This window comes from Actinoplanes sp. GCM10030250 (assembly GCF_042666575.1).
Taxonomy (GTDB): Bacteria; Actinomycetota; Actinomycetes; order Mycobacteriales; family Micromonosporaceae; genus Actinoplanes.
The window spans coordinates 353,850-378,113 of sequence record NZ_JBHTDO010000001.1; the positions used below are offsets into that span (position 1 = coordinate 353,850).

20 protein-coding genes are annotated in these 24,264 nt (G+C 69.0%); 12 read left to right on the forward strand and 8 right to left on the reverse strand.

Features of this window, described 5'->3' with window-relative positions; genetic code table 11:
* Positions 1–177: 177 nt before the first annotated feature.
* On the reverse strand, positions 178–2,007 hold the full coding sequence (locus ACFQV6_RS01655; RefSeq protein ID WP_378025461.1) for a bifunctional sugar phosphate isomerase/epimerase/4-hydroxyphenylpyruvate dioxygenase family protein: 1,830 nt from the start codon (positions 2,005–2,007) through the stop codon (positions 178–180).
* Between the two features lie 121 nt (positions 2,008–2,128).
* Here ACFQV6_RS01655 and ACFQV6_RS01660 point away from each other — a divergent pair, with 121 nt between their 5' ends.
* Together ACFQV6_RS01660 and ACFQV6_RS01665 are read left to right on the forward strand one after the other, a co-directional pair.
* Positions 2,129–2,980, forward strand: a complete 852-nt coding sequence (locus tag ACFQV6_RS01660; RefSeq protein WP_378025462.1) for a shikimate dehydrogenase — start codon at positions 2,129–2,131, stop codon at positions 2,978–2,980.
* A gap of 28 nt (positions 2,981–3,008) precedes the next feature.
* Positions 3,009–4,412 (forward strand): Nramp family divalent metal transporter, encoded by a 1,404-nt coding sequence (locus tag ACFQV6_RS01665; RefSeq protein WP_378025463.1) that lies wholly within the window; start codon positions 3,009–3,011, stop codon positions 4,410–4,412.
* 43 nt (positions 4,413–4,455) lie between these two features.
* Here ACFQV6_RS01665 and ACFQV6_RS01670 read toward each other — a convergent pair whose 3' ends face one another.
* Positions 4,456–5,067, reverse strand: a complete 612-nt coding sequence (locus ACFQV6_RS01670; RefSeq protein WP_378025464.1) for a DUF998 domain-containing protein — start codon at positions 5,065–5,067, stop codon at positions 4,456–4,458.
* 130 nt (positions 5,068–5,197) lie between these two features.
* On the opposite strand from ACFQV6_RS01670, the gene ACFQV6_RS01675 reads away from it, so the two are divergent.
* The gene (locus ACFQV6_RS01675; protein ID WP_378025465.1) at positions 5,198–5,521 is read left to right on the forward strand and encodes a YciI family protein; all 324 of its coding nucleotides are present in this window, start codon (positions 5,198–5,200) and stop codon (positions 5,519–5,521) included.
* 7 nt (positions 5,522–5,528) lie between these two features.
* The gene (locus ACFQV6_RS01680; protein WP_378025466.1) at positions 5,529–7,436 is read left to right on the forward strand and encodes a DUF6596 domain-containing protein; all 1,908 of its coding nucleotides are present in this window, start codon (positions 5,529–5,531) and stop codon (positions 7,434–7,436) included.
* Positions 7,437–7,581: 145 nt separating this feature from the next.
* Here the strand turns inward: ACFQV6_RS01680 and ACFQV6_RS01685 are convergent, their stop codons facing one another.
* Complete coding sequence (locus tag ACFQV6_RS01685) at positions 7,582–8,379, reverse strand: peptidase (protein ID WP_378025766.1); 798 nt, start codon at positions 8,377–8,379, stop codon at positions 7,582–7,584.
* A complete protein-coding gene (locus tag ACFQV6_RS01690) occupies positions 8,379–9,659 on the reverse strand; it encodes a VWA domain-containing protein (RefSeq protein WP_378025467.1) in 1,281 nt (426 codons plus the stop codon). The genes ACFQV6_RS01685 and ACFQV6_RS01690 overlap by 1 nt, the downstream gene beginning before the upstream one ends.
* Before the next feature lie 334 nt (positions 9,660–9,993).
* Between ACFQV6_RS01690 and ACFQV6_RS01695 the strand changes: the two genes are divergently transcribed.
* Entirely contained in the window at positions 9,994–10,662 is a 669-nt protein-coding gene (locus ACFQV6_RS01695) for a PilZ domain-containing protein (protein WP_378025468.1), read from the forward strand.
* Positions 10,663–10,673: 11 nt separating this feature from the next.
* On the opposite strand, the gene ACFQV6_RS01700 is transcribed toward ACFQV6_RS01695, so the two are convergent.
* Positions 10,674–11,840 carry an acyl-CoA dehydrogenase family protein gene (locus ACFQV6_RS01700; RefSeq protein WP_378025469.1) on the reverse strand — a complete coding sequence of 389 codons (1,167 nt, stop codon included), beginning with the start codon at positions 11,838–11,840 and terminating at the stop codon, positions 10,674–10,676.
* 146 nt (positions 11,841–11,986) lie between these two features.
* Between ACFQV6_RS01700 and ACFQV6_RS01705 the strand changes: the two genes are divergently transcribed.
* The 5 genes from ACFQV6_RS01705 to ACFQV6_RS01725 all read left to right on the forward strand — a co-directional run bounded on the left by ACFQV6_RS01705 (position 11,987) and on the right by ACFQV6_RS01725 (position 17,505).
* Complete coding sequence (locus ACFQV6_RS01705; protein WP_378025470.1) at positions 11,987–12,796, forward strand: MEDS domain-containing protein; 810 nt, start codon at positions 11,987–11,989, stop codon at positions 12,794–12,796.
* Positions 12,797–12,882: 86 nt separating this feature from the next.
* Positions 12,883–14,364: a putative Ig domain-containing protein gene (locus tag ACFQV6_RS01710; RefSeq protein ID WP_378025471.1), complete on the forward strand. Its 1,482-nt coding sequence runs from the start codon at positions 12,883–12,885 to the stop codon at positions 14,362–14,364.
* Positions 14,364–14,987, forward strand: coding sequence for a prepilin-type N-terminal cleavage/methylation domain-containing protein (locus ACFQV6_RS01715; RefSeq protein WP_378025472.1), 624 nt, complete (start codon positions 14,364–14,366; stop codon positions 14,985–14,987). The genes ACFQV6_RS01710 and ACFQV6_RS01715 overlap by 1 nt, the downstream gene beginning before the upstream one ends.
* Positions 14,984–16,588, forward strand: a complete 1,605-nt coding sequence (locus ACFQV6_RS01720) for a ricin-type beta-trefoil lectin domain protein (RefSeq protein ID WP_378025473.1) — start codon at positions 14,984–14,986, stop codon at positions 16,586–16,588. The genes ACFQV6_RS01715 and ACFQV6_RS01720 overlap by 4 nt, the downstream gene beginning before the upstream one ends.
* Before the next feature lie 8 nt (positions 16,589–16,596).
* A complete protein-coding gene (locus ACFQV6_RS01725) occupies positions 16,597–17,505 on the forward strand; it encodes a DUF6282 family protein (protein ID WP_378025474.1) in 909 nt (302 codons plus the stop codon).
* Between the two features lie 137 nt (positions 17,506–17,642).
* Here the strand turns inward: ACFQV6_RS01725 and ACFQV6_RS01730 are convergent, their stop codons facing one another.
* A complete protein-coding gene (locus ACFQV6_RS01730) occupies positions 17,643–18,500 on the reverse strand; it encodes a hypothetical protein (RefSeq protein WP_378025475.1) in 858 nt (285 codons plus the stop codon).
* On the reverse strand, positions 18,497–19,003 hold the full coding sequence (locus ACFQV6_RS01735; RefSeq protein ID WP_378025476.1) for a SigE family RNA polymerase sigma factor: 507 nt from the start codon (positions 19,001–19,003) through the stop codon (positions 18,497–18,499). Before ACFQV6_RS01735 ends, ACFQV6_RS01730 begins: the two co-directional genes overlap by 4 nt.
* A gap of 221 nt (positions 19,004–19,224) precedes the next feature.
* On the opposite strand from ACFQV6_RS01735, the gene ACFQV6_RS01740 reads away from it, so the two are divergent.
* Both ACFQV6_RS01740 and ACFQV6_RS01745 read left to right on the forward strand, forming a co-directional pair.
* Positions 19,225–20,457: a hypothetical protein gene (locus ACFQV6_RS01740; protein WP_378025477.1), complete on the forward strand. Its 1,233-nt coding sequence runs from the start codon at positions 19,225–19,227 to the stop codon at positions 20,455–20,457.
* A 10-nt stretch (positions 20,458–20,467) separates the two neighbouring features.
* Positions 20,468–21,250 (forward strand): TSUP family transporter, encoded by a 783-nt coding sequence (locus ACFQV6_RS01745; RefSeq protein WP_378025478.1) that lies wholly within the window; start codon positions 20,468–20,470, stop codon positions 21,248–21,250.
* 436 nt (positions 21,251–21,686) lie between these two features.
* Here the strand turns inward: ACFQV6_RS01745 and ACFQV6_RS01750 are convergent, their stop codons facing one another.
* On the reverse strand, positions 21,687–24,134 hold the full coding sequence (locus ACFQV6_RS01750; protein ID WP_378025479.1) for a glycogen/starch/alpha-glucan phosphorylase: 2,448 nt from the start codon (positions 24,132–24,134) through the stop codon (positions 21,687–21,689).
* Positions 24,135–24,264 lie beyond the last annotated feature (130 nt).

Here is a 24,264-nt window from a genome sequence, read left to right on the forward strand (position 1 = left end):
GGTTTTGCGGGCTGGGAGGCCCCGCTGGGGGCCAGCTGGTTTGGGGCGGCTGGGGGCGGGTGGTGGGGTGAGGCTGGACCGGCGATCTCCGCCCGGCGGGCGCGGCAGAGGCGGGAGTGGGCAGGGAGATCGCGTGGGATGGCAGAGCCGTTCGTCGACCGTACGATAAAGGCGTTTTTATCCTTTATTGAGCCTGCGGTGGCGATGAGCGGCCATGCGGACCGGGGCGTTGGCTTCGCCGAAGCGGTCGTAGTGGCGGCGTTGGACGATTTCGAAGAAGACGCGGCCGCCGAGGACCGGGGTGTAAAGGTGGAGCAGTTCGCCGCCGGACGCGTCGCGGTCGTAGAGGATGCCGTAGCGACACAGTGTGGCGATGAAGTCGTCGGACAGGGCGAAGCGGGCGGCCAGGTCGGCGTAGTAGTTGTCGGGCACCGGCAGGCTGGGCAGCGGCGCCGGTAGGCCGGGACGGGAGAGCGCGGCGGCGGTGGCGATGATGTCGTCGGTGCTGAAGGCCACGTGCTGGGGGTCGGCGACCGCTGGGGCCCACTCGCCGCGGCGCAGCAGGGCGACGGTCAGGGCCAGGCGCACGGTGCGATCGGGGTTGGCGACGGCTCGGGAGCGCATCAGTCCGAAGGGCGCCGCGTACTCCTCGGTCGCGAGATGGTCCAGGCCGAGCACGGAGTGGTAGAAGAGACCGGCCTCGTCGAAGTGGTCGAACGGCTGGGCTAGTCCCAGGTGGTCGGTGGTGCGGAGGCCCGCGCCCGGGGCCGCCGGCACACCGGTGGGCAGGAAGTCGGAGCGCCAGTCGTCGTCGGGCCGGGTGACGAACACGCTCGTCCCGTCGGGGGCGATGATCGCTGCCAGCTCTGCCTCGCCGGGTTCGCGGACGTTGGGATGAGCCGGCGCGGACAACGCCTCCGCGCGCTGCAGTGACCGTTGCGGATCAGCGGAGGTGATCGCGAAGGCGCTGATGGTCGCCGCGCCGGGCGCCTGCGGGCGGGTGACCGCGCTGTTCAGCACGATCCGGCAGGCGGCCTGCTCCCACAGCTCGACCGGTTTGGTGCGGTGCTGACCGGTATGAGTGAATCCGAGGCCGCGCAGGGCGGTCCGCAGCTCGGGGCCGGACTGACCGTCCACAGCGAACTCGGTGAACGCGAGCCCGGCCAGCTCCGGAGCGGCCGGGAGCCGCCGTGCCGGGCCGTCGATGCGGTCCTCGAGTGCGATCAGGGAGCGCATTGCGTCGACAGCGGTGCGCGCGGGGTCCGCCTGACGGAAGACGTCGTTGAAGACCTCGAGCGAGAGCGGTCCGTCGTAGCCGGCGGCGAGCACCAGGCCGACGAATCCGGGCAGGTCGAAGGCGCCTTGGCCGGGAAAGAGGCGGTGGTGGCGGCTCCACTGGAGCACGTCCATGTGCAGGTACGGCGCGTCGGCGAGCTGCAGGAAGAAGATCTTTCCGGGGGTGATTCCCGCAATCCCGGCCGGGTCGACCTCGCGGGACAGGACGTGGAAGGAGTCGAGGCAGAGCCCGAGGTTCGGATGATCGGCCTGTTGGACGATCCGCCACGAGTGGTCCCAGGTGGAGACGTGCTTGCCCCAGGCCAGAGCCTCATACGCGATACGGATGTCTCGGGTTCCAGCGCGCTCCGCCAGCTGACGCAGCTGAGATGCCGCGAGTTCGTCATCGTCGACGGCGGCGGGGGAGACCGACGAGCACACCAGGATCGTGTCCACGCCCAGCTCGGCCATCACGTCGAACTTGCGCTCGGCGCGATCGAGGTTCCGCGCGAGCACCTCCGGCGGGACCGCCTCGAAGTCGCGGAACGGCTGATAGAGGTCGATGCTCAGGCCGAGGTCGGCGCAGCGGCTCCGGATCTCCTTCGGTGACCACGGCGAGACCACAAGATCGTTCTCGAAGATCTCGATCCCGTCGAAGCCTGCCGCGGCGGCCGCGGTGAGCTTGTCGCCGAGGGTGCCGGAAACACAGACTGTCGCGATCGAGCGGCGCATCTGACCTCCTGATTTCGTCCCGCGTCCTGGAAGTAAGTTCGCCGTGGGGCTTGACAGTGTCTGCCGTCACAGCCGATAACTAACGTACCAGTTCGTACATTAGCTATTCCAGGGGCGTGACATGGCTGTCTGCCGATGCGGCTTGATCGGAGCAGGGATCGGCACGTCGCTGTCACCGGCACTGCACGAGGCCGAGGGACGCAGTCAGGGGCTCGACCTCAGTTATGCCCTGTTCGATGTGGACGAGCCGGCTTCTCTGGGCCGGCGGCTGGACGAGGCCGAACGTGACGGTTTCGCCGGCCTGAACATCACCCATCCCTTCAAGCAACAGGTGATCGAGCTCCTCGACCACCTGTCACCCCAGGCGCGCGCGATCGGCGCGGTCAACACCGTGGTCTTCCGCAACGGGGAGCGGCACGGCCACAACACCGACGCGTACGGGTTCACCGAGGCGTTCCGGGCCACCCTGCCCGGCGCGCTGACCCGGCACGTCGTGCAACTGGGTGCGGGCGGAGCCGGAGCCGCCTGCGCGTACGCACAACTGAGCATGGGCGTCGAGCGGTTGACGATCGTCGACCCGGATGCCGGGCGACGGGAGTCGCTCGCCGCCCACCTGAACGAGCCCCGCGTCGCCGTGGCAGCGCCGTCCGAGCTGCCATCGGTGATCGCGGACGCCGACGGGCTGGTCAACACCAGTCCGATCGGCATGCGATCCCACCCGGGGATACCGCTGCCCGCAGAGCTGCTCCACCAAGGCCTGTGGGTCGCCGACATCGTCTACATGCCGGTGGAGACGGAGCTGCTGCGTGCCGCCCGTGCCGCCGGGTTGCGGGCGGTCGGCGGCACGGCGATGTGCGCCTACCAAGCCGCCGCCGCGTTTCAGCACTTCACCGGGCACACCCCCGACACCGCGCGAATGCTGGATCACCTCGACGTCCTGCTGGCCGAACGAGGCGAGATCCACGCCGCGTAATCCCCTCCCGAAACTCCTGGAGCGCGACATGCGTGCGAAAACCACCCCCGACGAGAGCGTCGTCACCCGAGAACTCCCCGAACCACTCTCGCTGCGCCGGATGATCGGCCCCGGCATCATCGCCGTCGGCATCGGCATGGCGGCCGGCGAGATCATCCTGTGGCCGTACCTGACCGCGATCGGCGGCCTCGGCCTGCTCTGGCTGGCCTTCACCACCCTGGCCGTGCAGTTCGTCATCAACATGGAGATCGAGCGCTACACCCTGGCCACCGGGCAGACCGTTGTCGCCGGCTTCTCCCGGTGGTGGAAGGGGTGGGGCATCATCGTCTGCCTCGCGGGTGCCTTCCAGTACGTGTGGCCGGGGTGGGCGACGAGCGGCTCGACAGTCTTCACGTACCTGATCGGTGGTGGTGACCCGGTCTGGATCACGGTGGCCAGCCTGGTCATCGTCGGTCTGCTGCTGTCGCTGTCCAAGGTGGTCTACAAGACCGTCGAGCGGGTCGAGACCGTCAAGGTCGCCCTGACCTTGTTCTTCCTGGCAGTCGTCGTGGTCTTCGTGATCTCGCTGAGCACCTGGGGCGAGGGTGCCAAGGCCACGGTGACCGAGTTCGGTCAGATCCCGGACGGCATCACGTTCACCCTGATCCTCAGCGCGATCGGTGCGGCCGGAGCCGGCGGCGTGCACAACCTGGTGCTCAGCAACTGGATCCGCGACAAGCGGTACGGCATGGGCGCCCACGTGCCCCGGCTCATCTCACCGATCACCGGCCAGGAGGAGGCGGCCGGTACCGACCGTTACCAGTTCCCGCTCGACGAGACCTCGATGAGCCGGTGGAACGTCTGGTGGAAGCGGGCCAACGCCGAGCACCTGGTCACCTTCGTGGCGGTCTGCTTCGTGACGATCGGCGTGATGAGCCTGCTCGCCTACGAGACCCTGTTCGGCCGCGACGACCTCAAGTCGGACCCGTCGTTCCTGCTGATCCAGGGTGACATCTTCGCCGGTGAGGTGGGCACCTGGCTGAAGCTGCTGTTCCTGGCCGTCGCGGCGGTCTCCCTCTGGGCGGCGGCGATGGGCCTGCTCGACATCATCGGCCGGGTCGTGTCGGACTTCCTGAGCCGCAACTACCTGGCCGGGTCCGCCCGGTGGACCGAGTCCCGCATCTATCTGGCGGTGGTCTGGGGCGAGATCGTGCTCGGCTCGGTGATCCTGCTGGCCGGGTTCACCCAGCCGATCGGGCTGCTGATCGTGTCGACCTGTGCGGCGTCGGTGGTGACGCTGCTGTACTCGATCCTGCTGGTCCGGCTCAACACGCGGGACCTGCCGGCGCCGGTCCGGCTGAAGGGCTGGCGGCTCGGCGGGATGCTGGTGGCGATCGCGTTCTACGGGTTCTTCGCGATCGCGATGGTGGTCACGCAGCTCGACAAGCTCTGATTCTCGGTGGGGGATTCCGGCCTGCCGGAATCCCCCTTCTTCGTCACCTGCGAAGTGCCGCGAGCGAGACGAAGCACATCGCGGCGCTCGCTCCGATTGCCAGGGTGAGCGTTCCGGCCGCGCCACCGGACATCGCCCACAGATCCCCTGCCAGCAGCGCGGTCCCGGCGATCACGCCGGTCACGGCCATGCCACGCGAGCCCGAGGTCGCATATCCGCGGGCCAGCACGTAGCAGCCGATGATCAGCGCGAGGAAGGTGATCGATCCGGCCACCATGTGCCCGACGGCGTGCCAGCTCATCGTCGTCGGCACGGTGTCGGGCGTACCGGCCGGGAAACCGCTGCCCGGGTCCATCACCAGCACACCGGCGGCGATCATGCCGGCTCCGGCGACGCGGGTCAGGCGCGGTGCCCACTTCCCGCCCAGGCTCCCGGCGCCGATCACCATCAGCAGCCCGGCCACGACGAAGTTGGCGATCTGCACCCAGCCGAGCCCGCCGGTGCTGAGCAGGCTGAGCGGATGCCGCAGAAGATCGAATCCTTCGCGAGCGAAGACCTGGACGAGCGAGACACTCACCCAGAGCGGTCCGGCGGCGGCGAGTGCCACTCGGGCGTTGGGGAGGGCGACGGTACGGGGGATAGCAGCGGAAGTCATGTCAGCTCCTTGTTCTTGGATGTCTGCCTGGACGTCGTACTGGCGAAGTGACAGGTAATGCTTGAATTACCTGTCACTTCCCCTCGTTCGACGCTGGTGCAGAAGCAATCCCGACGAACGGAGAAACACGATGCGCTACCTCATGATGCAGAAGGCCCAGGACACCGAGCCCGACGCGAAGCTCTACGCCGACATGGCCGCCTTCGTCGAGGAACTGACCGCCTCGGGCGTCCTGCTGGCCACCGGCGGCCTGGACCCGGCCGGCGTCAAGCTGAGCTCGTCCGGCGACGAGATCACCGTGACCGACGGGCCGTTCACCGAGGCCAAGGAGGCCATCGCCGGCTTCGCCCTGATCGAGGTCCGCTCCCGCGAGGAGGCGATCGAGCTGGGCCGCCGCTTCCGCAAAATCGTCGGGGACGGGGAGAGCATGATCCAGCAGGTCTACGGCCCGTGAGAGCCTGATGGCCGACCTCTCCGCGGCGGTCGGCGCCGTCTGGAAGCAGGAGTCCGCGCGCATCGTCGCCGGGCTCCTGCGGCTGGTCCACGACGTCGGCCTGGCGGAGGAGCTCGCGCAGGACGCGCTGGTGGCCGCCCTGGAGCAGTGGCCGGTCGCCGGGATTCCCGACAATCCCGGCGCCTGGTTGACGACCATCGCCAAGCGGCGGGCGGTCGACCATTTCCGGCGGTCTGCCCGGCTCCAGAGCCTCGACTCGTCCGATGTTTCCGACTCTTCGGTCCCTTCTGACCTTTCGGACCCGGGCTCCGGAGACGACGTCCTGCGGCTGCTGTTCATTTCGTGTCACCCGGTGCTGCCCGCGGACGCCCGACTCGCTCTGACCCTGCGGGTGGTGGCCGGGCTGACCCCGGCCGAGATCGGCCGCGCCTTCCTGACCGGCGAGTCCGTGATCACCCAGCGGATCGCGGCGGCCAAACGGATCCTGGCGGAGGCGCGCGTCGCGTACGAGCTGCCGGCCGGCGCCGAACTCCGCGAACGACTGACCTCCGTCCTCGAGGTCGTCTACCTGATCTTCAACGAGGGATACTCGGCCACCGCGGGCGCCGATCTGATCCGCGCCGACCTCTGCCTCGAGGCGCTCCGGCTGGCTCGCCTGCTCGCCGCCCTGGCACCGGACCAGGCCGAGGTGCACGGGCTCGTGGCGCTCCTGGAGATCCAGCAGTCGAGGTCGTCCGCGCGTACCGGCCCCGACGGCGAACCGATCCCCCTCCACGAGCAGAACCGCGGCCGCTGGGACCGCCTGCTGATCAACCGCGGCTTCGCGGCGATGCTGCGGGCCCGCGAGGTGGGCGGTGCTCCCGGGCCGTACCTGCTCCAGGCGGCCATCGCGGTCTGTCACGCGCAGGCCAGCACCGCGGACAAAACCGATTGGGTACGGATAGCCGCCCTCTACGAAACCCTGGAACACCTCCTGCCCACTCCGGTCGTCCGGCTCAACCGTGCCGTAGCGGTCGGCTTCGCCCGGGGACCGCAGGCCGGCCTCGACCTCCTCGACCGGTTACGCGCCGACCCGAAACTCGCCGGCTACCACCTGCTCCCCGGCGTACGCGGTGATCTCCTGACCCGCCTCGGCCGCCCCGCCGAGGCCCGCCTCGAACTCGAACGCGCCGCGACGCTGGCCCGCAACGCTGCTGAGCGGGCTTTTCTGCTGAAGCGCGCGGTGGCGCTGGAGTTGCCGGCCCACGAGGGTCCGCTGTTCGGCGCCGCGATCTCCGATTTTCTGGCTCGGTTCGGGCCGGCTACCGCCCGTGCGTACGGTCAGACTCTGTCCCGGATCGCGCGGTCCGCGGGTGATCGGACGCCGCTGGGTGAGCTCACTGCGGAGCGGGTTGCCGAGATCTTCGTCATGACGTGGCCGGACGTGGCTCCTCGCGGCTGGAACAGGCACGTGGCGGCATTCCGCTCCTTCTGCACCTGGGCGGAACTTCCCGGTCTCGCCGCGGCGCTCCACTCCCGACCCATCACCCACACCGCCCCGCCTCCTCCCGCCCCCAGCCCGCGTGGCGAATATCCCGTGCGTGAGCTGGCCCTGTGGTCCCTGCTGCAGGAGTCCACCGCGCCGATCGCGGTCATCCTCCAGCTCAATGTGGAGGACCTGGACCTGAACGACCGGAGCGCCCGATCCGCTTCCATAGTCTGGCGCTCTGCGACTGCCCGGTTGCTTCCGGAGCTGATCGGCAACCGCACCCGAGGACCGCTTTTCCTTTCTGACCGGCGTCCCAGCCGACGCCCGCCCGCCGCCGACCTGTGCCCCGACACCGGCCGGCGGCGCCTCTCCTACGAACGAGCCGAATACCTGTGCAAGCAGGCCACCGGCCACACGCTGGGCCGGTTCCGCCGCTCCCAGCCGTGACCCGCCCCACCGCCCTGTTCAATCCGGCTGGCCGTGAGCGGGGTGTTTTCGCCCGGCAGGCCCCTCTGGGCGCCAGCTGGTCTGTCCGGCTGGCCGTGAGCGGGGTGTTTTGGTCCGGCGGGCCCCTCTGGGAGCCAGCTGGGGGTCAGGTGGGGCGGCGGCGGGTCCAGGAGAAGCCGAGGAGGCCGGTGAGGGCGGCCAGGACGCCGCCGCCCGCGGTCCAGATCCAGCGGGAGGAGAAGTCGGGCAGCCAGTCTGCTGAGAACGAGCTCTCCTCTTCCGGTGTGAAGGGTTCGGGAGTGGTGAGCACCTTTCCGGGACGGTTGTCGGGAACCAGCGGCGCGGCCAGTACTCCCTGGTCGGCGCCGGTGTCGCCGGTCGGGGTGGTGAGAGTGAGGCCGACCTCCACCGGCAGGCCGAGGTCCTTCTCAGGCATCTCGGTAGTGGAGAGCCGCACGTAATACGTGCCGGGCAGCGGGTCACCGTCCCACGGTTCGGCCCAGGAGCGGACCTGGCGGAGCCGGCAACCGAGGGTTACGGCGTTGTCGGCGGGTGCGGCTACCGGGCTCTGCTCTCCGGAAACACAGGCTTGGCGCCGGCGTAGCCCGTCGAAGACCTCGACTGTCCACGACTGCGCGCCGGATCGGTCGGCGGCCGGGGGGAGTGCCACATTGATCGCGAGCTCGGGGCGCCGGCCGGCTTCGGCCGAGAACGACCAGTAGAGGTAGTCGCCGGTCACCGCGCCGACCTGTACCGGCTGGTCCGGGGAGATCGGTACCGCGGTGAGGAACGAGGTTCCGGCGCTGCTGATCTCGGCCGGCGCGGGAGTGGCTGGGGCGGGAGTGGCTGGGGCGGGACTGGCGAGAGCGGGAGTGGCGAACAGGGGTGAGAGGGCGGCGGCGATGAGAGCGGCCGTGGAGCGAGCGTTGGCGGGGCGCATGATCAGTTTTCCCTCCACTTGGCGACCCACCAGCGGGTGAGCCAGCCGGTGAGTACGCCGGCCAGGAGACCCGCGGCGGCGAGTACGAGGAGTAGCAGCCAGCCGCGGCCCAGGCCGGGTGCGTCAGGGGTGTCGGAGGCGTCGGTCAGGCCGATGGTGAGTTCTACGGGCATGCCGGGGGCGCCGGCCGCGGTGGCGGACGCGAAGGAGTTGCTGACGATCAGGCAGACGTCGGCGGGTGTGGAGGCAGAGCTGGAGGAGGAGGAATCCGAAGAGGAGTCGTTCGAGGAGAAGGGGAAAGAGGAGGCGGACCAGCGTAGGCCGGTGGAGAGGACGTCCGCGCGTCCGCTGCCTGCGTCTACCCCGCGGACCAGTTCGCGGCCGTCGAGGGCGGCGGCCTTCAGGAGGACTCCGTAATCGCGGTTCAGGGGGCGGTCCAGAGAGATGCTGATCGAGGCGCGTAGTTCCTGGTCGGGGCGTACTGAGACGCGGTAGAAGCGGTGTTCGCCGATCAGTTCGCGGTCGGTGTAGACGCCGGCTGACAGCAGTGGTGCGCCGGGGCAGTCGGAGGCTCCGGTGACTGCGGCGGGGGTGACCGGTGGTGGCTGGGCGGCGCGGTCGACCAGTTGCTTGATGCGGTCGGTGAGTTCGGCTTCGCTTTTGGCCGAGGCGTACGTGCCTCCGGTCGCGGTGGAGATGCAGACCAGTTGCTTGCGGGTTTTCTCGTCGGGGGTGAGGCCTAGTGTGTCGATTACCAGGCTGGTGCCTTGGGCGGCCAGTTCGCGGGCTACCTCGCACGGGTCGGGCGGGGTGCAGGTGTCCTCGCCGTCGGTGATCAGGACGATGCGGCGTGCCGAGCCGGTGTCGCCGAGGTCGTTTGCGGCCTCGCGCAGGGCCAGGCCGATGGGGGTGAAACCGGTGGGCTTCAGGGTGGCGATGGCGTTCTTGGCGGCGACCCGGTTGACCGGGCCTACGGGGACGATCTGCTGGGTGTCCTTGCAGCCGACCCGCTTGCTCTTACCGCCGTAGGTCGCGCCGAGTACCCGGATGCCGAGCTGGGTGGTTTCCGGCAGCGCGTCGACGACGTCGTTGAAGGCCTGCTTGGCGACTTCCATCCGGGTGGCGCCGTCGATGTCGTCGGCGCGCATGGAGCCGCTGACGTCGAGTACCAGTTCGACCTGGGGAGGATCAGTTTCGGACGCGTGGGCGGGGGTGGGGCCGAGAAGCGTTGAGGCGAGGAAAAATCCGCTTGCTGCCACTATGGACAGTTTACTGTGGATCACGCGGCAAGATCATAAACACACCGCAGGGGTACGCGGTAACGGGCTCCGGCGTTGTGGACCTCCGGGACGTCCGGGATCTCCGGGACGTCCGGGACCTCAGCCACCCGCCACGTCCGCAGCGGGCGCTATGGCCTGGAGTGGGCACTTGGCCGCTCGCGCACAGAAGGGAACGGGGTAGCTGGTTCTGGTAACTGTCGGTTCGCGTACGAGAAAAGGGGTTGAAAGCTGCCGAGTCGTGCTGGGTGGAAACCTTACGTTGGCGCGGTCGTGGCCGACATTGACCACTGGCCGGAGCATCTCGCGTCCGGAAACCGGTATGAGATGAGTGGTGAGGATGAACGGGACAGTCGAGCAGCAGTTCGCGGTGGCGGGTCTGCCTGAGGCCGGTACGCCGGTGTTCCTGGCGCTCGGTGAGGGTGCCAACTTCCGCTCGCGGCTCGAGGCCGTCGAGGACGGGACGTTCTGTGTCGCCGCGCCGCTGGAGACGGCTGGTCCCGCGGCGATGAAGGCCGGGCATGAGTTTCAGATCTTCTGGGCGCCGCCGCGGACCCGCGTCGTGCTGCCGGTCCGGCTTGTGGAGATCACCGACACCATGCCGTTCCGGTGGCGGCTGGCTCCGATCGGCGAGCCGCAGGTCAGCAACCGGCGGGAGTTCGTGCGCGGTGGGGGCGGTGCCGCGGTGCGCCTCACGGCGGCCGAGGAAGAGCGGGCGTCCGAGGCGGACGGCATGCTGCTCGACATCAGCGAGGGTGGCCTGCGCTGCCGGATCAGTCAGACCCTGCCGGTGCGTGTCGGTGACGACATGGAGGCGGTGGTGTGGCTGGGCAGCGGCGAGGTGCGGATCACCGGCAAGGTGCACACGGTCCGGCCCGAGGACGACGGGACCGGCCAGCAGCTGATCTTGATCTTCCGTACCCAGGAGGTGGTGGCCCAGATGATCCGGCAGTACATCATCAACTGGGAGATGGCCGAGCGTCGCCGCGCCCGCGAGCGCGGCGAGTAACCCGGCCCGGCTCAGCGGTAGGCGGGCAGGCCCGTGAGGGTCTGGCCGATCACCAGCGTGTGGATCTCGGAAGTGCCCTCGTAGGTGAGCACCGACTCCAGGTTGTTGGCGTGGCGCAGCGGCGAGTACTCCAGCGTGATGCCGCTGCCGCCGAGGATGGTGCGGCACTCACGGGCGATGGCGAGGGCCTTCCGTACGTTGTTCAGCTTGCCCACGCTGATCTGGTGCGGCTTGATCGTGCCGGCGTCCTTGAGGCGCCCGAGGTGCAGGGCGAGCAGCGTGGCGGCGTTCAGGTCGACAGCCATGTTCGCCAGTTTCTCCTGGGTCATCTGGAAGGCGGCGATCGGCTTGCCGAACTGGATGCGGGTCTTCGCGTAGTCGAGGGCGGTGCGCAGGCTGTCGCGGGCGGCGCCGGTGGAGCCGAAGACGATGCCGAACCGGGCCTCGCTGAGGCAGCCCAGCGGTGCGCCCAGGCCACGGGCCTCGGGCAGGCGGGCGGAGTCGGGTAGGCGTACGTCGTCGAGGATCAGCTCGCCGGTGATCGAGGCGCGCAGCGAGAGTTTCTGCTTGATGGTGCGGGTGGTGAAGCCGGGGGTGTCCTTCGGTACGAGGAACCCGCGGATCCCGTCCTCGGTCTGCGCCCACACCGTGGCGACATCGGCGATGCTGCCGTTCGTGATCCACATCTTGGTGCCGGTGAGGATCCAGTCGTCACCGTCGCGGACGGCTCGGGTGCGCATGTTGGCCGGGTCGCTGCCGAAGTCGGGCTCGGTCAGGCCGAAGCAGCCGATCGCCTCACCGGCCGCCATCCGGGGCAGCCACTCCTGTTTCTGCTCCTCGGATCCGTACTTCCAGATCGAGAACATCGCCAGGGAACCCTGCACCGAGACGAAACTGCGCAGGCCGGAGTCGCCGGCCTCCAGTTCGAGGCAGGCGAGCCCGTAGGCGACCGCGCTGGTGCCCGCGCAGCCGTATCCGTCGAGGTGCATGCCGAGCACGCCGAGTTTGCCCAGCTCCGGTGCCAACTCCCGGGGGAACGTGCCGGCTTCGAACCACTCGGCGACGTACGGCCGGACCCGGTCCGCCACGAACCGTCCCACCGTCTCCTGGATCTGCCGTTCCTCGTCGCTGAGCAGGGTCGTGATGTCCAGCAGGTCGAGCGGGTCGTTTTCAGCCATAACGGGATTCTGCCCGCCCGGCGCCGTCCGAGCGAGACAAGCGGGACAGCGAGACAAGCGGGACAACACTGCTGACCCCCGTTTCAGCGATACCGCGCGCCACCACCGGGAAAGTACGGTGAGCCCACATCGACCGAGGGGGCGTGATGGCGCTCGATCGACTCCGGCCCGGCGATCATGTTTGTGTCGTCGTCAACGACGAGCCGCTGCGGACCCGGAGTGTGGCCGCGTACGTGCGGGCCGGCCTGCGCGACCAGCACCGTGTGATCTACCACGGCCGGGGCGCCGAACTCCTCGAGGCGGAGTTGGTCGCACAGGGGGTGGACGTCGCCGCCGCCAGCAGACGTGACCAGTTGCGGATCGCCGGTCCCGGCCCGTCGTGCCTGCGGGGTGACGGCTTCGATCCCGAGGTGGCCCTGTGCAGCTGGCGGGCGGAGGCCGACCGGGCCCGGGCGGCCGGTCACCGGGGTCTGCGGTCGATCGGCGACATGTTCTGGACCGACCGCCTGCCCTGGTACGAGGCTCAGGTCAACCGCCTCTTCGCCGAAGGTTTCGCGATGGGTGTGTGCCTGTACGACCCGAGCCTGTTCACCCCCGGCCAGCTGCGCCAGGTGAGCCGGTCGCACCCGGCCACCTTCTCCGCGGAGACAGCGCCGAGAACAGTGCCGCTGCTGCGCGCGGTGCGCACCACCGAACCGGCGGGCATCCGGCTGGAGGGCGAGGCCGACCTGTCGAACCGGGACGCCCTGGAAGCGGTGATGGAACACCTGATCGCCGACACCGCCGTGCTCACTGTCGACGTGTCCCGGCTGCGGTTCGCAGACGGTGCCGCGGTGAGCGTCCTGATGCGGGTCCCGTCGGACGGAAAGCACCGTCTGCGCCTGGTGGGGTGTTCGCCCGCGCTGCGGCGGTTGTTCGAACTCCAGGGCGCCGGCCCCGCCGTGGAGTACGCCTAGAAATCTTCACTCCCGCCCCGGTGTGCCGATGGTTGCTACGGCAGATCTCTGCTCGAGCACCAAATCTGGCCTGAAGGAGGCGCGCGTTGCTGACCCGACCCCGCGGCCGGGGCGCCGTTCGCCCGCCCCGTCCCGCCGACGACGGCTTCACCATGATCGAAACGCTGGTCGCGACCGCCGTGATCATGGTCGTGATGATGTCGCTGACCCAGTACTTCGTGACCGTCATGCGGATCAACCACAACGAGGGTGACACGCAGATCGCCGTCCAGGTCGCTGACGACGCCATGGAGCGGGTCCGTGCCATGAAGACCGGTGCGATCCTGTTCGGCCGGGATGAGAAGAGCTCGGAGCGGCAGTGGGCCGAGGGGACCATGCCGCCCGCGGTCAATGACCTGCTCGCCGACGTCGAGATGGGGTTCGACAGCAACGCCACCAACGTGAACGCGGACGAGACCGGTGTCGCGGACAAGCCCGCGACGGCCGCGCTGCCCACGACCTTCCACTCGGTGATGGTCAATGGCATGGAGTACCGGCAGCGGTGGTTCATCGGCAGGTGCGTGCGGCCCGTCGGTACGGACTCGGAGTGCGTCAGGACGGTTACCGGCAATACCGTGACCGTGCCCTTCTACCGGGTCGTCATTGCGGTGACCTGGAGGAACCCGCGCTGTGACAGCTCCGGGGACAACAACGTCAAGAACGACAACACCTGCGCCTACGTCAGTTCGTCGCTGCTCGGCAGCAACACGGACGAGCCGGAGTTCAACTCGCAGGGTGCGGCCTCGGCGCTGGTGGTGACTCCGGTGAGCAGCCCCCCGATCCATGACATCAGCACGCCGGTCTCCTACCAGTTCCAGACAAGCGGCGGCTCCGATGACCAGAAGCGGACCTGGACGGCGACCGGCCTGCCTGACGGCCTGGTGATGAACTCCGCCAGCGGCCTCGTCACCGGCACCCCGACAACAGCCAAGGCCTATGCCGGTGTCCGGATCACCGCGCGGGACGCCTACGACCAAGAAGACTTCATCACGTTCACCTGGACCATCAAGGCGCTGCCGACGATCTCCACGTCGGCTCCCAACATCACCTCTACAGGTGGGGTGGCATACACGAAGACCTACGTCGCCGCCAACGGCACCGTCGCCTACACGTGGACCGCGACCGGTCTGCCACCGGGCATCACCGTCGACGCCGCTTCCGGTGTCGTCTCCGGCACGCCCACGGCGCCCGGGGTCTACAGCGTGGCGCTGACCGTCACCGACTTCTGGTCGCGGTTCGACACCAAATCCTTCACCTGGACCGTGCCCGCCCTGGCCGTGAACACGATCAACACCCAGACGACCAAGCAGGGCAACGTGGCCACTGTTGTGAAGCCGACCGCGACCGGTGGTGTCCAGCCTTATACCAAGTGGACCGCCACCGGCCTGCCGCCCGGGCTGGTCGTCGACAGCGCGGCCGGCACGGTCAGTGGCACTCCCACCACGAAGGGGACCTGGAACCCGGTGCTCACGGTGACCGACAGCAACAACGCGACGGTTTCCCAGACCTGGAAGTGGATCGTGAACTGATGATGCGTGAGCTGCGGAAGCGGTTGCCCGGCCGCGACGACTCCGGCGTGACGCTGATCGAGGTCATGGTCACCACCACCGTGATGATGATCGTGATGGCGATCGTCACCACCTCGATCCTGGACATCTACCGGTCGGTCAACGAGATCGACGCGGAGGCCGAGGCGCAGACCCAGATCACCTCGGCCTTTCTCCGGCTGGACCGCGAGATCCGGTACGCCCGGAGCATCAGCGACCCAGCGCTGGTCGACGGGTCTTGGCACGTCGAGTACGTGGTCAACCTCAAAGAGGTGGATACGTGCGTGGAGCTGCGGCTGAACACGGTCTCGCGCGAGCTCCAGCGTCGGCAGTGGGAGCAGAACCTCACCCCGCTGGCCCCGACCGCCTGGACCACCCTGGGCTCGCACATGGAGTCGGCCAAGCCGTTCAACGTCACGGCTCCGGATGCCAGCCCACTCACCGGCTTCCGGTACCAGCGGCTGAACCTGAAGCTGACGGCGACCGTCGGCAAGAACGCCTCCGCCTCCCAGCGGGTGACCGACGTGACCTTCACCGCGCTCAACGCCACGGCCATCTCCAACAACGCGACAACCTGTATCGAAGCCAGGGGTGTGACCTCATGAAGCGACCTACCAAGCGCCGCGGCGAAGACCGTGGCTCCATGCCGATGGCCATGCTGGTCGTGCTGGTCGGAGTCAGCCTGAGCGCGATGCTGACCAATATCGTGCTGTCCCGGATGAGCGACACCAGTCACAACGAGCGGAAATCGCTGGCGCTGCATGCGGCGCAGGCCGGTCTGGACGTGGGCCTGGCACAGTTGCGGGGGGCCGTCACCGCCAACCCCGAGGGCGAGCTGAAGGGCGACCGGGCCAAGCTGCCGTGCACCGGACTCCCGCCGGCTGAGAACAGGCAGCCGGGAAATGGCCTGGAAGGCAAGGTGGGCGGTGGCAACGACGCGTCCTACGAGGTGTGGGTGCGCTATTACCGCACCGACCCGCAAGGCCAGTCGGCAACCTGGCTCGACAACAACGCCGTAGCGTGCCAGGGGAACAATGGCCCGCAGTATGTGCCCGCGTTCGCCATGTTCACCTCGACCGGAACCGGGATCACCAAGGGCAAGACGGCGAAGCGGACACTGGACGGCACCTACATCCTGCACACCGCCAACACGAACATCTACGGCGGTCTGCTGCGCAGCGCCGGCGCCTACGCCAGCCTCTGTGTGGACGCGGGCAGCAACGACCCGCTGCCCGGCCAGGTGGTGACGATGCAGAAGTGCAGCTCGGGCAGTGTCCGGCAGACGTGGGCGTACAACGACGTCCTGCAGTTCGTCCTGGTCGTATCGCAGACGCCGAGCCGTCCCCGCGGGCTGTGTCTGGAGGCCGGGACCACTCATGTCGATGGCAAGGTCTTCACCCTCGAACCGTGCCAGGCCACCGCGCCGTCGCTCTGGCGCCAGCAGTGGAGTTTCAACGACAACTCGAACCTGCTCAGCACGAACCTCACCAACGGCGCCAACACCGGTAGCTTCTGCATGGCGCACCAGGGTCAGGGCATGCCCTTGTTGCTGACCAACAAGACCTGCAGCACGGGTACCGACAACACGCGGCGGTGGGCGCCGGACTCCGCGCTCGGCGCCGGCATGGCCGCCTCCGATCAAGGCAGGAAGGTCGGTCAGCTGGTCAACTACTACCAGTTCGGCCGCTGCCTGGACGCCACCAACCAGGACCCCGGGTACACGCACATGATCGCCTGGCCCTGTAAGCAGAACCCTTCCCCGGCGAACGTGTCCTGGAACCAGAAATACACCCTGCCGGCCCTCGACGTGAAGAACGACGGCCTGGCCAAGAACTTCGCCGACGGAACCATCTACACCTACAAGAACACCTCGCCGACCGGTACGTACTGCCTCACCAGTCCGATGTCGCCCAACGTGTCCCAGTACGTCAAGACGCGTGCGTGCACCGGCAACGCCAACCAGAACTGGACCGTCTACGGCAAGACCGACCAGTACGCCACCGCGTACCAGATCGTCGACGGCACCGGGAACTACTGCCTCACCCCGCGCGACGTGAAGTATTCCAACCCCGCGGACCTCTTCAAGACGGAGAACAACGTCAGCAAGATCTACGTGGCGCCGTGCGACGGCTCCACCCTGCAGAAGTGGAACGCTGACAAGAACGTCATCGAGGCGCTTGCGCTGAAGGACATCAAGGAGGACTAGATAGTGGCATGACGGTTCCGACCGCTGCCGCCCGCTCCCTGGTCACCGGGGCCTACGACACCCACGTCCACGTGGCGCCCGACGTCATGGACCGGCGGATAGACGACCTGGATCTGGCCCACCGCTGCAAAGCGGTGGGCCTTTCCGGTTTTGTGCTGAAGTCGCACTACGTCCCCACCGCCGAGCGTGCCGCCGTCGTCCGCAAAGCGGTGCCCGGCGTCGACGTCCTCGGCGCGATCACCCTGAACGGTTCGATGGGCGGGATGAACCCCGCCGCCGTCGAGATCGCCGGCCGGCTGGGTGCCCGGATCGTCTGGATGCCCACCGTGGACTCCCGCAATCAGCGCACCAGCACCGCGAACGACCTTCCCGGTGCGAAACCGGCCATGTGGGGCGCGCTCCAGGCCGACCTGCACGCTCAGGGCATCGTGCCGGACGTGGTCGAGGTCGTGAACGACGACGGCGAGGTGCTCGATCAGGTGCGCCGGGTGCTGCGCGTCGTCGCCCGGCACGACATGGTTCTGGCCACCGGCCATCTCGCGGCCGCGGAGATCGTCGCGGTGGTCATCGCGGCGCGCGAGGAGGGCGTCCGCCGCATCGTCGTCACCCACCCCGAGTTCACGTCGCAGCGGCTTCCGGTCGCCGAGCAGCGCCGCCTCGCCGGCATGGGTGCTCTGCTGGAACGCTGCTTCACCACCCCGCACACCGGCAAGGTTCTCTGGGACGACCTGTTTGCCACCATCCGCGCGATCGGACCCGAGCACTCGATCCTCTCCAGCGACCTCGGCCAGCCCTTCAACCCGCCGGTCGAGGACGGACTCGCCCTCTTCGCCGACCGCCTGCTCACCGCCGGTTTCACCGAGGACGAGATACACACCATGGCCGTGATCAACTCACGCTTCGTCGCCGTACCCTGAAGAATTCAGATGCAACGGTACGAGACAAGGGGCTCTCAAAACCGGACCACGGGGCTGGACGGGCTACACCGCGACCGTTCGCCCGGTCGAGGCCGCAGCGCGCCCGCCGGGCTGAAGTGGTGGTCCAGGCCGAATGCTCAGCCCTGGAAGAAGTTCCCGTAGACGTCGAGCGCGACGTCCCCCTCGGCGGTCGCGACCGCCTCATAGGTGTCCCCGCCGGCGTCCCGGCCACCCGGCCCGTGCGTGTACTTCGCCGTGAACGTGTACGTCCCCGGCCCGAGCGTGTCCGCCGACGACATCACGAACCGGTAGAGCAACGCGCCCGCCTCCTCGGTGACCGAGGTCGTCACGCTGGCACCGGGCGTCTGCTTCGTGCCACCGCGTGAGGTCAGACCCTCGGTACGCGCCACCCGGATGACCACCTCGAGCCTCGTGAGCCGTTCCGTGGTCTTGAGGGTGACCACGCTCGCGTCGCCGCCCTCGTCGACCGAGCCGTCGGACCAGAGCGGCCCCTGCTCGACCCGAGTGTTCCCCCTGGAAACGGCCGGCGATGGTTTCGTCGTTGCCGGCTTCGCCGGGGCCGGCTTTGTCGTGGCCGGCTTCGGCGCCGGGCTGCCGGCCGACGGCTTCGTTGTGGCGCTGCTCGCAGGTGTGGCCGGGCTCGCGCTGGGCGTCGTGGTGGTGACCGAGACGGCCGGCGACGGGGCCGGCGCGGTCTCGTCCTTGTGGTCGTTGCTGCCGGCGAGTGCCCAGTTGGCGACGCCACCGCCGGCGAACACCGCGACCACCGCGGCAGCCGCGGCGGCCATCCGGACCCGGGATCCACCAGGCATCACGCGTGACCCACCGCCGGAGGGCCCGCGCCGGGCAGCCCGCTGCGGTTCGCCGCCCGTGCTCATCGCGGCCGTCGTGATCCGGTCGAGCATGGCCTCCCGGTCGGGCCGATGGGAGTCCGCCTCGGCGCGCAGGGCCGCGCGGAGCTCGTCGTCCCTCATCGCGCCGCCTCCCAACCGTCGTCGAACCTGGTCACGTGGCTGTCGCCGAGGAGCTCGGCCAGCTGTTTCGCGCCGCGCGAGGTGGCGCTCTTCACCGCGCCGACCGAGATGCCGAGGATCCCGGCGACCTCCTTCTCCGGCAGGTCGAACGCGTACCGCAGGACCACGCAGGCGCGACGGCGGTGCGGCAACTTCCGCAGGGCACCCCGGACGTCGAGCACGGCGGGCACGTCGCTGTCCCGGCGCCGCAGCGTCTCGAGGGTCAGCAGGCGCTCCCGTCCGCGGCGCCGGACCCAGTTGCGGGCCAGGTTCATCACGATCCCGTGGCCGTACGCGACCGGGTCGTCGGCGGCGGTGACCCGGTCCCAGTGCCGCCATACCTCGGTCAGCGCGTCCGCCGCCAGATCGTCGGCGATCTCCGGCTCACCGGTCATCAGGTAGGCGAGCCGCGACAGCGAGGCGTGATGGCGCTCGAAGTACGTATGGAAGGCGTCGTCACGCATTGCCACACCCCCTCGCTAGCGTCTTCGCCGGACCGCGCGACCGTCATTCCCGACCGCACGACTGTCTTCGCCGGACCGCACGACGTTAAAGATCCGGGCGTCGGTTCGGCAAGGGCCGTCCGCAGGGATGAGACGCGGATATCTTTCGCGTTACCGGCGAAACGACTGGTGAACGTGCCTGCGACATTGACGAGCTTCGCCGTGGATGATCAGATCGGCGAATGGCACGGAAATCGCTGGTTGTCCATGTCCTGACGGCCTTCCTGCTCGTGATCGCCCCGGCTGTTCCGGCCCGGGCTGCGCTGCCGACCGCTGCGGTTGCGCTGGGTGACAGTTTCATCAGCGGGGAGGGTGCCGGGGCGTACCAGCCGGTCACCGACGTCAACGGAGCCGCACAGGGCTTCCCCGGCTGGTCGGCGGCGAACGCGAACGCGTACTTCTGCCACCGCTCGGCGAACGCCTCGATCCAGCGGGCCGACCTGCCCGGCATCGCGGCCCGGATCAACCTGGCCTGCTCCGGCGGCCGGCCGTACGACCTGGCGTCGGCGTCGAACTCCCGCACCGGCGGCCGTCAGGTGGCCTCCCAGATCCAGCAGCTGAGGGCGGTGGCGCAGACCCACGACATCGACCTGGTGCTGCTCGGGATCGGGTCCAACAACAGCTCGTTCACCTTCGGGGACGTGGCGATCAAGTGTGCCAACCAGTTCATCGCGGATGCCTGGACGGGGTGGTGGGAGTTCTGGGCGTACATCAACGGCCCGGTGCCGCAGCAGCCTTGCTCGGCGGACGATCTCGCCACCGCGGCCCAGCTCCAGGCGGCCACCGCGGAGACCACGGCGGCGGTGCGTGAGCTGCTGACGGTGCTCGACCAGATCGACGCCGACGGGCAGCACCGGGTGGTGCTGCAGGACTACACCAACCCGCTCGCGACCGACGTGCTGCCGAGCCTCGTCGAGGAGGACAGCCGCCAGGACGACAGGGACAAGTTCCGGGCTCTCGGCGCCGAACGCTACCGGGCCGGCTGCCCGATCCACCGGGCCAGCCTGCCGGCCGGGCACTCCTTCTCCACCTCGCTCGGCACCCTGGTCGGCTCGGTCCACAACGCGCTGAAGGCCGAGTTCCCCCAGCTCGTCCGCCTCAACGTGCAGCGCGCCTTCGACGGCGCCCGGCTCTGCGAGGTGAGCACGAACCCGGCCACCACGCTCGCCACACCGATCCGGGTGCAGGACGGCACGACCGGCGTTCCCATCACCGACCTGGCCGGATACGACAAGATCGCCATCCAGCGCTTCGCCAACGCCTGCGTCACCTACTACCAGACCTGCCAGGAGTCGTGGCACCCGAACGCGGCCGGGCACGGCGTCCTCGCCCAGTGCCTCACCGGCGCCGCGACGACCACCGCCCGGCAGGTGAGCTGCACCCGCAACACCGACGGAACGCTGACCATAGGCTAGTTTATCGACCATGGAACTAGGGATTGCGGGCTTCTTCGCCGGCCTGCTGATCTCGATCGTGACCGCGCCGGTGGGAGTCTCCGGCGCGGTCTTCCTGTTACCCGTCCAGCTCAGCGTCCTGCACGTGCCGAACCCCGCGGTCACCCCGACGAACCTGCTCTACAACGTGGTCGCCGGCCCCGGCGCGCTACTCCGCTACGTGCGGCAGGGCGGCTTCGACGTCACGCTGACCCGGCTACTCATCGCCGGCACCCTCCCCGGCGTCATCCTCGGCGCCCTCCTGCGAGTCTTCGCCCTACCCGGCCCCCGAGTCTTCCGCCTGGTGGTAGCAGCCGTCCTCCTACCCCTGGGCCTCTGGCTCTGCACCCGCGCCCTCCGCCCCACCCGCAGCTCCCAGCCTCCCCGCGCCGCCCTCACGCCCCGCGCCGTCATCGCACTCGGCGCCGCTGCCGGCACGATCGGCGGCATCTACGGGATCGGCGGCGGCTCCCTGCTCGGCCCCATCCTCGCCGGTCGAGGCATCCCGATGACCACCGTCGCCCCCGCCGCCCTCGCCGCCACTTTCGTCACCTCACTGGCCGGCGCCGCCACCTACGGCCTGCTCGCCCTCACCACCACCGGCAGCATCGCCCCACACTGGACACTCGGCCTGCTCTGCGGCCTCGGCGGCCTGATCGGCGGCTACCTCGGCGCTCGCCTCCAGCCCCACCTTCCGGAAGCCGCCCTGCGCTTCCTGCTCGGCGCCCTCGCCACCGCCCTGGCCCTCCTCTACCTCCTCCAAGCGCTGACCTAGACCCGTCCGCTCTCCCGCTCACGTTGCTCGACCACGGCTGAGCGATCCCGGCCGGCACTCACGCATGTAACACGCGCCTTGAGGGATGCGTGACCGCCAGCCGAGCGAACCGGGCCGGCACTCACGCATGTAACCAAGGCGCCGTTAGGTGTCTCACCGCCAGCCGGGGGCCTGGCGGCGGAGAACACCCCGCTGGCGGCCAGCTGGGTGGGTCGGCTGGCGCGCAGCGGGGCCTGGCGGCGGAGAACACCCCGCTGGCGGCCAGCTGGCGCAACCCGCCACTCGGCTGGGCGGGCGAGGGAATGCGCGGGCCGGGCCGGGGTGGAACGGGCGCGACCGCCGGGGAGGCCGGCGGTCGCGGGTGGAGCGGAAGAGCGGGTGAGGTGCTGGCGGGGAGGTGGAGGCGGAGGCGGAGGCGGAGGCGTTGGGCGTACGTCTAAGGGGTTTGATCCTCGGGTGGGACCGGGACCGGCGCGACCCGCCAGATGCGTGCGGCGTAGTCGGCGACGGTGCGGTCGGCGGAGAAGAAGCCGCTGTGTGCGGTGTTGAGCACGGACATCCTGGTCCACCGGGTCTGGTCGCGCCAGACGCGTTCGACCTCGTCCTGGCATTCCATGTAGGAGCGGTAGTCGGCGAGGGTGAGGTATTCGTCCCAGCCCAGGAGGGATCCGGCGACCTCGTGGCCGACGCCGCCGAAGGCACCCGCCTGGATGGCGTCCAGGGCGGCGCGCAACTCGGCGTCGTGCTCGTAGTAGTCGCGCGGGCGGTAGCCGTGCAGGCGCATCTCGGCGGCCTGGAAGGCGTCGAGGCCGAAGAGGAAGAAGTTCTCGGCGCCGACGCGGGCCCGGATCTCGATGTTGGCGCCGTCGAGGGTGCCGATGGTGAGGGCGCCGTTGAGGGCGAGTTTCATGTTGCCGGTGCCGGAGGCTTCCTTGCCGGCGAGCGAGATCTGCTCGCTGAGGTCGGCGGCCGGGACGATGCGCTCGGCGAGGCTGACGTTGTAATTCTCCGAGAAGACCACTTTGAGGTACGGCGAGACGACCGGATCCGCGGCGATGGCCGAGCCGACGGCGTTGATCAGGCGGATGATGTCCTTCGCCGCGTGGTAGGCCGGTGCGGCCTTGCCGGCGAAGAGCACGGTGCGCGGCACCCAGTCGGCGCCGGGATCGTGCCTGATCCGGTGGTAGAGCGTGATGATGTGCAGCAGTTTGAGCTGCTGCCGCTTGTACTCGTGGAACCGCTTGATCATGACGTCGGTCAGCGAGTCGGGGTGCCCGGCGGCCAGCGCGACCTTGTTGGCCCGCTTGATCTCACGCCAGCGCTGCTGGAACGACGAGTCGTCGGCGAGGGCTTCCAGGCCGGCGAGGGCTTCCAGGTCGGTGAGCCAGGCGTCGCCACCGAGGCCCTCGGTGATCAGGTCGGAGAGGCGCGGGTTCGCGATCTTGATGAAGCGGCGCGGTGAGATGCCGTTCGTGACGTTCTGGAACTTGGCCGGCCACAGGTCGGCGAAGTCGTTGAGGACGGTCTCGCGCAGCAGCTTGGAGTGCAGCTCGGCGACGCCGTTGACGGCCTCGGTGCCGACCACCGCGAGGTGCGCCATGCGGACCCGGCGCTCCGGCTCCTCCTGGATGATCGACATGCGCCGCAGCCGGTCGGGTTCGCCCGGGAAGCGTGCCTCGACCTCGCGCAGGAAGTGCATGTTGATCAGGTAGACGATCTCCATGTGGCGGGGGAGCAGCCGCTCGAACTGGTGCACCGGCCATGTCTCGAGGGCTTCCGGAAGCAGGGTGTGGCAGGTGTACGCGAAGACCCGCCGAGTGATCGACCAGGCCCGGTCCCACTCGAGCTCGTACTCGTCGACGAGCAGCCGCATCAGCTCGGGGATCGCGATCGTCGGGTGGGTGTCGTTGAGCTGGATGACGGTCTTGTCGGCGAAGTCGTTCCAGTCGGAGTTGCGCAGCCGGAACCGGCGGATGATGTCCCGCAGCGAGCAGGAGACCAGGAAGTACTGCTGCTTGAGGCGCAACTCCCGGCCCAGCTCGGTGCTGTCGTCGGGGTAGAGCACCTTGCTGATGTTCTCGGCCCGGACCGCCTCCTGGACCGCTTCCGCGTACTGGCCGGCGGAGAAGCGGCTCAGGTCGAAGGAGGCCTCGCTGCCACGGGCCCGCCAGAGCCGGACGATGTTGACGGTCTCGGTGCCGTACCCGGGGACGAGCATGTGGCTCGGCTCGCCGAGCACGACCTCGCCGGGCACCCAGCGCTTGCGGGCCTGGCTGCCGGGGATCGGCTCGGTGTGGCCGTAGAAGCCGACGGTCTGCCGGTCGTCGGGTGCCGGGAACTCCCACGGGTTGCCCTGGAAGGCCCAGTCGTCCGGCCCCTCGGCCTGGGCGCCGCCGGCGAGCGACTGCTTGAAGATGCCGAAGTCGTAGCGGATGCCGTAGCCCACCGCCGGGATGTCCCGGGTGGCCATCGCGTCGACGAGGCAGGCGGCGAGACGTCCCAGGCCGCCGTTGCCGAGGCCCGGTTCGACGTCGAGGTCGTCGATCTCCTCGAGGGTGAAACCGAGTGCCTTGACCGCTTCCTTGGCCAGTTCACCGGTACCGGAGTAGAGGAGGTTCTGTTCGAGCTGCGCGCCGAGCAGGTATTCCGCGGACAGGTAGTAGACCCAGCGCGGATTGCTGGCGTAGTGCGCGGCCGCGGTGCGGGCACGGCGTTCAGCGAGACGGTCCCGCACGGTGAGGGAGAGCGTCTCGTACGCGTCCCGCGCGCTCGCCGACTCGACTGTGGTGCCGCGCCGATAGAAGAGGTTGCTCAACAGATCCTGCTGGAACTCTTCCGCGGTCCTGCCCAGTCGACGCAGCCCGATGCCTTGGCGAAGATCCATGCGGCCCATTCTGCCGCGACATGGTTTCCAGCGGCTCTCCTTCCTTGAAGTCCCGTTTACGACAGAGAGTCCGTTTAACGCATCGATCGGGCCATGCCACGTCCCTCGAAAGTCGGTCCACGGTGGGGTG

Coding starts and splice junctions, on each gene's coding strand:
- ACFQV6_RS01655 (WP_378025461.1), bottom strand. CDS start 2,007: ATGCGCCGCTCGATCGCGACAGTCTGTGTTTCCGGCACCCTCGGCGAC.
- ACFQV6_RS01660 (WP_378025462.1), top strand. CDS start 2,129: ATGGCTGTCTGCCGATGCGGCTTGATCGGAGCAGGGATCGGCACGTCG.
- ACFQV6_RS01665 (WP_378025463.1), top strand. CDS start 3,009: ATGCGTGCGAAAACCACCCCCGACGAGAGCGTCGTCACCCGAGAACTC.
- ACFQV6_RS01670 (WP_378025464.1), bottom strand. CDS start 5,067: ATGACTTCCGCTGCTATCCCCCGTACCGTCGCCCTCCCCAACGCCCGA.
- ACFQV6_RS01675 (WP_378025465.1), top strand. CDS start 5,198: ATGCGCTACCTCATGATGCAGAAGGCCCAGGACACCGAGCCCGACGCG.
- ACFQV6_RS01680 (WP_378025466.1), top strand. CDS start 5,529: ATGGCCGACCTCTCCGCGGCGGTCGGCGCCGTCTGGAAGCAGGAGTCC.
- ACFQV6_RS01695 (WP_378025468.1), top strand. CDS start 9,994: ATGAACGGGACAGTCGAGCAGCAGTTCGCGGTGGCGGGTCTGCCTGAG.
- ACFQV6_RS01700 (WP_378025469.1), bottom strand. CDS start 11,840: ATGGCTGAAAACGACCCGCTCGACCTGCTGGACATCACGACCCTGCTC.
- ACFQV6_RS01705 (WP_378025470.1), top strand. CDS start 11,987: ATGGCGCTCGATCGACTCCGGCCCGGCGATCATGTTTGTGTCGTCGTC.
- ACFQV6_RS01715 (WP_378025472.1), top strand. CDS start 14,364: ATGATGCGTGAGCTGCGGAAGCGGTTGCCCGGCCGCGACGACTCCGGC.
- ACFQV6_RS01720 (WP_378025473.1), top strand. CDS start 14,984: ATGAAGCGACCTACCAAGCGCCGCGGCGAAGACCGTGGCTCCATGCCG.
- ACFQV6_RS01725 (WP_378025474.1), top strand. CDS start 16,597: ATGACGGTTCCGACCGCTGCCGCCCGCTCCCTGGTCACCGGGGCCTAC.
- ACFQV6_RS01730 (WP_378025475.1), bottom strand. CDS start 18,500: ATGAGGGACGACGAGCTCCGCGCGGCCCTGCGCGCCGAGGCGGACTCC.
- ACFQV6_RS01735 (WP_378025476.1), bottom strand. CDS start 19,003: ATGCGTGACGACGCCTTCCATACGTACTTCGAGCGCCATCACGCCTCG.
- ACFQV6_RS01740 (WP_378025477.1), top strand. CDS start 19,225: ATGGCACGGAAATCGCTGGTTGTCCATGTCCTGACGGCCTTCCTGCTC.
- ACFQV6_RS01745 (WP_378025478.1), top strand. CDS start 20,468: ATGGAACTAGGGATTGCGGGCTTCTTCGCCGGCCTGCTGATCTCGATC.
- ACFQV6_RS01750 (WP_378025479.1), bottom strand. CDS start 24,134: ATGGATCTTCGCCAAGGCATCGGGCTGCGTCGACTGGGCAGGACCGCG.